This window comes from Streptomyces sp. NPDC047002, assembly GCF_040704505.1.
Lineage (GTDB): Bacteria > Actinomycetota > Actinomycetes > Streptomycetales > Streptomycetaceae > Streptomyces.
This window is the reverse complement of sequence record NZ_JBEYWC010000012.1, coordinates 168828-178879: the sequence shown is the minus strand read 5'-3', so window position 1 is coordinate 178879 and position 10052 is coordinate 168828. Positions and strand designations below refer to the sequence as shown.

Annotated in this window: 8 protein-coding genes and 1 pseudogene; all 9 read left to right on the top strand. The window is 72.4% G+C overall.

What is annotated here, in order from left to right; genetic code table 11:
* Positions 1-122 precede the first annotated feature (122 nt).
* Positions 123-263: pseudogene (locus tag AB0910_RS14615) on the top strand (helix-turn-helix transcriptional regulator); the annotation flags it as partial.
* Positions 264-363: 100 nt separating this feature from the next.
* Positions 364-717: a cupin domain-containing protein gene (locus tag AB0910_RS14610; protein ID WP_366744943.1), complete on the top strand. Its 354-nt coding sequence runs from the start codon at positions 364-366 to the stop codon at positions 715-717.
* A 235-nt stretch (positions 718-952) separates the two neighbouring features.
* Positions 953-2368 (top strand): aminopeptidase P family protein, encoded by a 1416-nt coding sequence (locus tag AB0910_RS14605; RefSeq protein WP_366744942.1) that lies wholly within the window; start codon positions 953-955, stop codon positions 2366-2368.
* Between the two features lie 426 nt (positions 2369-2794).
* A complete protein-coding gene (locus AB0910_RS14600; RefSeq protein WP_366744941.1) occupies positions 2795-4339 on the top strand; it encodes an ABC transporter substrate-binding protein in 1545 nt (514 codons plus the stop codon).
* A 33-nt stretch (positions 4340-4372) separates the two neighbouring features.
* On the top strand, positions 4373-5326 hold the full coding sequence (locus tag AB0910_RS14595) for an ABC transporter permease (protein ID WP_366744940.1): 954 nt from the start codon (positions 4373-4375) through the stop codon (positions 5324-5326).
* On the top strand, positions 5323-6231 hold the full coding sequence (locus AB0910_RS14590) for an ABC transporter permease (protein ID WP_366744939.1): 909 nt from the start codon (positions 5323-5325) through the stop codon (positions 6229-6231). Before AB0910_RS14595 ends, AB0910_RS14590 begins: the two co-directional genes overlap by 4 nt.
* Entirely contained in the window at positions 6231-7214 is a 984-nt protein-coding gene (locus AB0910_RS14585) for an ABC transporter ATP-binding protein (protein WP_366744938.1), read from the top strand. The genes AB0910_RS14590 and AB0910_RS14585 overlap by 1 nt, the downstream gene beginning before the upstream one ends.
* A complete protein-coding gene (locus tag AB0910_RS14580; protein WP_366744937.1) occupies positions 7211-8269 on the top strand; it encodes an ABC transporter ATP-binding protein in 1059 nt (352 codons plus the stop codon). Before AB0910_RS14585 ends, AB0910_RS14580 begins: the two co-directional genes overlap by 4 nt.
* Positions 8250-10052, top strand: a complete 1803-nt coding sequence (locus AB0910_RS14575; RefSeq protein ID WP_366744936.1) for a gamma-glutamyltransferase family protein — start codon at positions 8250-8252, stop codon at positions 10050-10052. Before AB0910_RS14580 ends, AB0910_RS14575 begins: the two co-directional genes overlap by 20 nt.

Below are 10052 nucleotides of genomic sequence, written 5' to 3'. Positions count from 1 at the left end.
CCTCGGCCCCCGGGTCGAGACCACCGACGCGATGGTCGAACAGGTCGACGAGATGCTCCTCAGGCTCGGCCGCTGCCGCCGCGGCGACACCGTCGAGCGAACGAAGGGGGGGGTGTCGACCGGTGCGCACCGAGCCGCACGAGGGGTCCGTCGGGGACCTGCTCGCCGCCAATCTGAAGGCCGCGAGGGCGCGCAGGGGTGTGTCGCTCTCCGAGGCCGCACGGCTCTCCGGCATCAGCAAGGCGACGCTCTCCCAGCTGGAGTCCGGCACCGGCAACCCCACCATCGAGACCGTCTTCAGTCTCTCGCGCGCCCTTCGGCGAGCCCATCTCCGCGCTGCTCGAACCGCGCCCGCACCAGGGCATGACCGTGATCAGGGGCGCCGACGCGGTCCCGCTCGTCGGCGAGGGCGTCGACCTGCGCCCGTACGGCAGGATCGAGAGCGGCGGGCTGATCTGCGAACTCTACGACCAGCAGGTCAGGGCGGGAGCGCGACAGGAGTCCCTGGGACACGGGGGGACCGAGCACACCGTCGTGCAGTCGGGCGTGCTCCATGTCGACGTGGACGGGGTGCGCGTCGAACTCGGACCCGGCGACTACGTCTCCTTCGACGCGTCGGCGCCGCACGCGTACGCCGCGCCCGCCGGGCCCGTGCGGTCCGTGCTGCTCATCAACCACCGCGCGGACGCCAAGGCCCCGGCCGACGCACCCCACTGACCCGGGCCCCCACGCGGCCCCGCCCGTATGAGCCGTCGCTGACGTGCGCACTTCCGCCCGGCGAACTCCGCGTGGCAGGAGCATTGACACCCCCTGGGCGGTGGCCTAGTTTCTGGGTGTTCGCTCTATGGAACACAAGCAGTTCGGTTCCATGTACGAGAACGCGTGCGGGGGACACCTGATCGTCCGCCACGGCAGCCCCCGAAGGATCACTGCACCGAAGGGCGGATTCGGTATGAACGAACGCATCTCCACGGCACCTCCCCGGCTGCCCCGGCTGGGCGAACTGCCCTCATTCGTCAGCCTCATGGCCGATGGCTGGGCCGACGCCGACCGCACGCCCGAGCTGGTGCCCGGCGCGGTGGAGGCGGCCGCGGCCCACCGGGAACTGCTCAGCGCGCTGTACCCCGGCAGGGCCCTGGTCGTCGGCTCCGGCACCGCGCCCGTGCGCAGCAACGACACGTACTACGACTTCAGGGCCGACAGCGACTTCCTCTGGCTGACCGGCGCGCCCGTGGAGCGCGCCGCGCTGGTGCTGACGCCCGCGGGCGCCGGGCACGACGCGGCCCTCTACCTGCCCGCCCCGCACCGGCCCGGCGGACACGCCTTCTTCACCGACGCGGCCCACGGCGAGCTGTGGGTGGGTCCCGTGCCCGGACTCGCCGACTGGCGCGACGCCCTCGGCATCGACGTGCACGACGCCGCGGACCTGCCGGCCGCCCTCGGCCGGCTGCACCAGCCCCTCCTCGCAGGCGCCCCCGGCCAGGACCTGGTCGCCGCGGCGGGAAGCGCGCCGTCCGAGGAACTCGGCAGAGCCCTCGCCGACCTGCGGATGATCAAGGACGACTGGGAGATCGCCCGGCTGCGTGAGGCCGTCGACCGGACCGTCGAGGGCTTCGCCGCGGTCACCGCCGAGATCCCCGCCGCCGTGCGCGGCGGCGGCGAGCGCTGGCTCCAGGGCACCTTCGACCGGCACGCGCGCACCGTCGGCAACGGCCCCGGCTACGCGACCATCGTCGGCAGCGGCAGACACGCGCCCACGCTCCACTGGGTGCGCTGCGACGGCCCCGTCGCCGAGGACGAACTCCTCCTGCTGGACATGGGGGTCGAGGCCCGCAGCCACTACACGGCCGACGTCACCCGCACGTTCCCGGCCTCCGGCACCTTCTCGCCGGTGCAGCGCCGGGTCCACGACCTCGTGGAGCGCGCCCACCGGGCGGGCCTCGCGGCCGTCGGTCCCGGCCGGCCCTTCACCGACTTCCACCACGCGTCGATGGAGGTGATCGCGCACGGCCTGCACGACTGGGGCCTGCTCCCGGTCTCCGTCGACGAGGCGCTCTCCGACCGGGGCCAGCACCACCGCCGCTACCTGGTCTGCGGCATCGGCCACCACCTCGGCCTCGACGTCCACGACTGCGCGCGCTCCAGCTACGCGTCGTACCACGGCCGGGCGATGGCGCCCGGCATGGTGCTCACCGTCGAGCCCGGCCTCTACTTCCACGCCCACGACCTGACGGTCCCACCGGAGCTGCGCGGTATCGGCGTGCGCATCGAGGACGACGTCCTGGTCACCGCGGACGGCTCCGACGTGCTCTCCGACGCGCTGCCGCTGGACGCCGCGGGGCTCGAAGGCTGGATGCGCCGCCCCTGACACCCCGGTCCGCGGCCCGCGGCACGCGGCGGCCCGCAGACCCGTTTCGTCCCGTGTGCCTCCCGGCCGGCCCGGCCACCGCCGGCCGCCCCGCCGTACCCGCGGCACGCCGAACCCACCGCCCGCGTACCGCGACTCCGCCACGCGGCGCCCGCACCCCCGCGGCGCCGTCGGACCACCGGCAGCGCGGCACCGTCCAACGGCGCCGCACCCCGCACGGCCCGGCGACACCGCCACCCGCCCAACGGGCCGTCCACACCGCCGCACCCGCGGCCATACCGGCCACGCCAGTCGCACCGGCCACGCCGGGCCCGCCAGACCTCGCGGAACCCGGTGGCCCCACCAGGTCCACCGGCTCGACCCCACCGTCCGCCCGGGGCGCGGGCCCGGCCCGATCCCTGCCCACGCGCAACCCATCGAGGACTCATGCGTCCACGCACCTTCGCCGCGGGAGCCACCGCGGCAGCGGCAGTCCTGCTGCTCTCCTCCTGCTCCACCCCCGGCGGCGGGACCACCGCCGACGCGGGCTCCGGCGTCCTGGTCGTCTCGACCCCGACCGAGCCCGACAGCCTCGACCCGACGCTCGCCAACACCTTCGCCGCACGCCTGGTGTTCACCAGCTTCTGCGAGAAGCTCTACGACGTCGACGCGAACCTCAAGATCGTCCCGCAGCTCGCCGCCGGCATGCCCGTCATGTCAGACGGCGGCAGGACCATGGACATCCCGCTGCGCAAGGGCGTCGAGTTCAACGACGGGACGCCGCTGAACGCGGCCGCCGTCAAGACCACACTCGACCGCGACCTCACCATGAAGGCATCCGCGCGCGTGGGCGAGCTCAACGCGGTCGCCGGGGTCGAGGTGAAGGACCAGGACACCGTGCGCCTGCGGCTCAAGCACCCCTCGGCGCCCCTGCTCGCCCAACTCGCCGACCGCTCGGGCCTGGTGATGTCGCCGACCGCGCTCAAGAAGCTCGGCGACAACTTCGGCACCGCGCCGGTGTGCGTCGGCCCGTTCTCCTTCAAGAGCCGCGTCTCGGGCAACGAGCTGTCCTTCGTCAAATCGCAGGACTACTACGACCGTGACAAGGTCAGGCTGAACGGCATCGTCTACAAGTTCATCACCAACTCCAGCGTGGCCACGGCCAATCTGGAGTCCGGCGACGTCCAGGCCGCCGAGCACCTCGACCCGAGCGACGCGGTCAACCTGGAGAACGAGAAGGGCGAGAAGGTCCTCCACTCCGACACCATCGCCTACCAGTCGCTCTCCATCAACGTCCGCAAGAACGCGAAGACGGCCCTCAGCCACTCCGCCGACCTGCGCGAGGCGTTCGAGATGAGCATCAACAGGAACGCCCTCAACCAGTCCGTGTGGAACGGCCAGATGGTGCCGGACTGCGGCCCACTGCCCGCGCAGAGCGCGCTGCACACCAAGACCGCCTGCACCCCCTTCGACCCGGACGCCGCCCGCGCCCTGGTGAAGAAGTCCGGTGTGAAGACGCCCGTACCGGTCGAGCTGATGGTGCCGACCGGCGCGGCGAGCCAGCGCGAGGCACAGGTCGTGCAGTCGATGGCCAACGACGTCGGCTTCAAGGTCAGTGTGCGCCCCATCGACCTCGTGTCAGGTCTCGACCTCGCACGCAAGGGCCAGTTCGACACCTTCCTCGAAGGCTGGTCGGGCCGTGTCGACCCGGACGGCGACACCAACGACATCATCACGACCGGGGGCTCCAACAACTTCTCCGGCTCGGACGACAAGACCGTCGACCGGCTGATCGCCGAGGCCGCCAGGACCACCGACACCGCACGGCGCGCCGAGTTGTACGGCGCCGCCGTCAAGCGCGTCGGCGAGCAGCGGCCCCTGCTGTACCTGTACCACGACCGCTGGTTCGTCGGCACCACCGACAAGCTGCACGGCGTCGTCTACCCGCCCGACGGCATCCCCCGGTTCAAGACCGCGTACCTGACCCCCTGACCCGCCGCCCTCCCAGGAAGATCCGCATGCCACATGATTGAGTTCATACTCCGACGCACGGGCGCGGCCGTGGTCACGCTCTTCCTCGCCAGCATCGCGGTGTTCCTCGGCGTACGGGCCCTGCCCGGCGACCCGGCCACCGTGCTCGCGGGGGAGAGCCCCACCCCGCAGGCCGTCGCGGCGATCCGCAGGCAGTTCGGGCTCGACCAGCCGCTGCCCCTGCAGTACCTGCACTACATGGGCCAGGCCCTGCAGGGCAACCTCGGCTCCTCGACCCAGGACAAGGCACCCGTCACCCAGGTGCTCGGCGAGCGCCTCCCCGTCACCCTGGAACTCACCTTCCTCGCCATCCTCGTCGGCGTGCTGGTCGGTGTGCTCGCCGGGATCGTCTCCGCGGTGCGCCGCGGCACGTCCCTCGACTACGCGGCCAACGGGTTCGGCCTGTTCGGCCTCTCCGTGCCGCACTTCTGGCTCGGCCTCCTCGGCATCGTCGTCTTCTCCGTCCACTGGCACGTCCTGCCCGCGTCCGGCTTCGTGGGGCTGGCCGACGACCCCGTCGGCAACCTCGAACGCATGGTGATGCCCGTCCTCGTGCTCGGCCTCGGCCTCTCCGCCGTCGTGATGCGGCAGACCCGCTCCTCCCTGCTCAGCCAGCTCAACGCGGAGTACGTGCGCACCGCGAAGTCCAAGGGCCTCTCCCGCGCCCAGCAGATCAGGCACGCCCTGCGCAACAGCCTCACCACCGTCACCACGGTCGTCGGCCTCCAACTGGCCGGTCTGATCAGCGGCGCCGTCATCACCGAGCAGATCTTCGTCATCCCCGGCTTCGGCAAGCTCATCGTGGACGGGGTCTCGTCCCGCAACTACCCCGTCATCCAGGGCGCCGTCCTGGTCACCGTCGCCGGCTATGTGGTGATCAACCTCCTGGTGGACATCACCTACGCCTATCTCGACCCCCGCCTGCGGATGGCTGGAGGCTCCCAGTGAACGAAGCAGCAGTCGACACCGCGAGCCCCGCGGCCGCCGACGCCCCGGCGGCCGCCGACGAGGCGCCGCCCCAGGTCTCCTGGCGCCGCACCCTGCGCCGCCTGCTGCGCCGCAGGATGGCCGTGATCGGCGCCGTCATGGTGCTCGTCTTCCTCGGAGTCGCCCTCATCGGGCCCTTCGTCGCGGGCAGTTCGACCAAGCTCGGACTCACCGACATCCTGGCGGGACCCACCGGCGCCCACTGGCTCGGCACCGACGACCTCGGCCGCGACGTCCTCTCCCGGATCTGCGGCGGCGCCCGCGTCTCGCTGCTCGCCGGCGTGGTGTCCTCCGCGCTCGCCATGGCCGTCGGCGTGCCGCTCGGCCTCGCCGCCGGGTACTTCAGGGGCTGGACCGACTCGGTGCTCATGCGGCTCACCGACGTCGTCCTGTCGTTCCCCTACCTGATCTTCGCGGTCGGCATGGCCGCGATCCTCGGCCCGTCCCTGCGCAATGTGATCATCGCGCTCGCCGTCGCCGAGGTGCCCTCCGTGATCCGCGTCGTACGCGGTGAGACGCTCGTCCTGCGGCAGCAGGACTTCGTCCAGGCCGCCGTCGCCGACGGAACAGGCGACCTCGCCATCATGGGCAGGTCCATCCTGCCGAACATGACGAACACCCTCATCGTGAAGGCCACCGTCGCGATCCCCGCCGGGATCCTCGGCGAGGCCGCACTGAGCTTCCTCGGCCTCGGCGTCCAGCCGCCGCAGGCGTCGTGGGGCGTCATGCTGACGAGTGCCCAGCAGTTCCTCGCCCAGGACCCGCTGCTCGCCGTCTTCCCGGGCGTCGCCATCGCCCTGACCACGCTCGGCTTCAACCTCCTCGGTGACGGCCTGCGCGACGTGCTCGACCCCAGGGAGCTGTGATGCCACTCCTCGAAGTCAGGGACCTGCGGGTCCAGTACAGGACCGAGGACGGTCCCGTATACGCGGCAAAGGACGTGTCGTTCTCCCTCGACCGCGGCGAGATCCTCGCCCTCGTCGGCGAGTCCGGCTGCGGCAAGACCGCCACCGCGATGGCCATCCCGCGACTGCTCGACCACACCAGCGCCACCATCGGCGGATCCGTGCTCCTCGACGGCACCGACCTGACCGCGCTGTCGGAGAAGCGCATGCAGGACATCAGGGGCAAGGACATCTCCGTCGTCTTCCAGGAGCCGATGACCTCGCTCAACCCCGCCTACACGGTCGGCAAGCAGATCGGCGAGGTGATCAGGCGGCACACCGGCAAGAGCCGGGCCCAGGTGCGCGAGCGCGTCGTGGAACTCCTCGAACTCGTCGGCATCCCCGACGCGCGGCAGCGGGCAGGCGCCTACCCGCACGAGCTGTCCGGCGGCATGCGGCAGCGCGTCATGATCGCGACGGCCGTCGCCTGTGACCCGAAGGTGCTCATCGCCGACGAGCCCACCACCGCGCTCGACGTCACCATCCAGGCCGCCGTGCTCGACATCATCCGCAGGCTGCGCGACGAACTCGGCACCGCCGTCGTGCTGATCACCCACGACCTCGGCGTGGTCGCCGAGGTCGCCGACCACGTCGTCGTCATGTACTCGGGCCGGCACGTCGAGCACTCGCCGGCCACGGAGCTTTTCGAGGAACCGCAACACCCCTACACACTGGGCCTGCTGAACGCCCTGCCCGCCCGCGCCGTCCGCGTCACCGGTCGCCGCAGGCTCACCGAGATCCCCGGCATGGTGCCGCCGCCCACCGACGACCCGGACGCCTGCCAGTTCGCACCGCGCTGCACCCGCGCCACCGCCGACTGCTCGGCGCACCGGCCCGCGCTCGGCGCCGTCGCCGGACACCACCTGGTCGCCTGCCACCACCCGGGCCCTGGAGAGACCGCATGAACGACACACCGCAGCGCGACGACGACGGCCCCGTCCTCGACGTCCAGAGCCTCGTCAAGCACTACCCGGGCCGCTCGCGCGCCGCCCGCAGGAACGGGCCCGTACGGGCCGTCGACGGGGTCGACCTGCGCATCGGGCAGGGTGAAGTCCTCGGCCTCGTCGGTGAGTCGGGCAGCGGCAAGTCCACCGTCGGCAAGTGCGTCTCCCGGCTCACCGAGCCCACGGCCGGGCGCATCGAGCTCCTCGGCCGCGACATATCCACCGTCAGCAGGCGGCAGATGCGGCCCCTGCGCAGGGACGTCCACGTCGTCTTCCAGGACGCCTACTCCTCCCTCGACCCGCGGATGAAGATCGGGGACATCGTCGGCGGGCCGCTGCGCAGGCACGGCGAGGGCACCCCAGCCGAGCGCCGCCGCCGCGTCACCGAGATGCTCGAACGCGTCGGCTTCCGCGCCCGGATGGCGAGCCGCTTCCCGCACGAGCTCTCCGGCGGCCAGCGCCAGCGCGTCGCGCTCGCCCGCGCCCTCGTCATGAACCCGCGGCTCGTCGTCGCCGACGAACCCGTCTCCGCGCTGGACGTCTCCGTCCAGGCATCCATCCTCAACCTCCTCCTCGACCTCCAGTCCGACCTGGGCTTCTCCTGCCTGTTCATCACGCACGACCTGTCCGTCGTCGAGTTCATCAGCGACCGCATCGCCGTGATGTACCTCGGCAGGATCGTGGAGACCGCCACCCGCGAAGAACTCTTCGCGCACCCCCAGCACCCCTACACCCAGGCGCTGCTGTCCGCGGCGCCCGTGCCCGACCCGAGCGGCACCAGGGCCACCGGGCGGATCGTGCTCGGCGGCGACCTGCCGAGCCAGTCCGCCCGCGTCCCCGGCTGCGCCTTCCACCCGCGCTGCCCGGCCGCCGTGGACCGCTGCCGCACCGAGACCCCCCGGCTCACCGGCGTGACGGCGGCCGACCACCCGGTCTCGTGCCATCTCGTGGACGCCGAGACCGGCGGACCCGACATCACCCAGGGAAGGAACAGCGTTGTTCACCACACGTCCTGAACTCGTGGGCGACTTCGGCATGGTCGCCTCCACCCACTGGCTCGCCTCCGCCACCGGCATGAGCGTCCTGGAGCGCGGCGGGAACGCCGCGGACGCCGCCGTCGCCGCCGGCTTCGTCCTCCAGGTGGTGGAGCCGCACCTCAACGGCCCCGGCGGCGACGTGCCGATCCTGCTGTTCGACCCGGAGGACGAGAAGGTCCACGTCGTGTGCGGCCAGGGCACCGCCCCCGCCGCGGCCACCGGCGAGGCGCTCGCCGCGCTCGGCCTCGACATCGTGCCCGGCACCGGCTTCCTGCCGAACGTGGTGCCCGGGTCCTTCGGTGCCTGGCTGCTCCTGCTGGAGCGCTGGGGCACCTGGTCCGTACGGGACGTCCTCGAACCCGCCATCCACTACGCGGACAAGGGCCACCCGCTGCTCGGCCGGGTGGCATCGGCGCTGGAGACCGTCGCGGACATGTTCCGCACCCACTGGCCCACCTCGGCCGCCACCTGGCTGCCCGGCGGCCGGGTCCCCGAGGCGGGCAGCCACTTCACCAACCCCGTGCTCGCCGCCACCTACCGCCGCATCGCCGACGAGTCCGAGGCCGCGGGCGGCACCCGCGAGCAGCGCATCCGCGCCGCGCGCGACGCCTGGTACAAGGGGTTCGTCGCCGACGCCATCGGCGCGTACTGCGGCGGCACCGAGGTGATGGACACCTCGGGCACCCCGCACCGCGGCCTGCTGACCGCCGACGACCTCGCCGCCTGGGAGCCCGCCGTCGAGGAGCCCGTCACCTTCGACTACCACGGCCACACCGTCTGCAAGACCGGGCCCTGGGGCCAGGGACCCGTCTTCCTCCAGCAGCTCGCCCTGCTCGAAGGGTACGACCTGGCGGCCATGGGCCCGGGCTCGGCCGACTGGGTGCACACCGTCGTCGAGGCGGGCAAGCTCGCCTTCGCCGACCGCGAGGCCTGGTACGGCGACCCGCACTTCACCGACGTGCCACTCGGCGACCTCCTCAGCCGCCCCTACGCCGCCGAGCGCAGGAAGCTCATCACGGACACCGCCTCGCTCGAACTGCGCCCCGGCGCGCCCGGCGGCCGCACGCCCCGCCTGCCGCACTACCCGGACTACCCCGACGGGCCCACGACCGCGGGCGCGGGCGAGCCGACCGTCGCCGCGGGTGCGGGCGAGCCCACCGTCGCCGCCTCCGGCGAGGTGCGCGGCGACACCTGCCACCTCGACGTCGCCGACAGCGGCGGCATGATGATCTCCGCCACGCCCAGCGGCGGCTGGCTCCAGTCCTCGCCGACCGTGCCGGGGCTCGGCTTCTGCCTCTCCACCCGCGGCCAGATGTTCTGGGTCGAGCAGGGCCTGCCCAACTCGCTGCGCCCAGGCGCCCGTCCGCGTACCACCCTGACCCCGTCGTTCGCGCTGCGCGACGGCAAGCCGTGGCTCGCCTTCGGCACCCCGGGCGGCGACTTCCAGGACCAGTGGACGCTGCACTTCTTCCTCAACGTGGTGCACGGCGGTATGAACCTCCAGGAGGCCGTCGACTTCCCCGAGTTCCACACCACCCACATGCCGAACTCCTTCTACCCGCGCGACACCCACCCCGGGCACATCCTGCTCGAAGACCGGCACGACCCCGCCGTCGTCGCGGAGCTGCGCAGGCGCGGCCACCTCGCCGACACGGGCGACAGCTGGTCGCTCGGCCACGTCAGCGCCGTCGCGCGCGAGGACGGCTGGCTCAAGGCCGCGGCCAACCCCCGCGGCATGCAGGGCTACGCGGTGGGAAGGTGA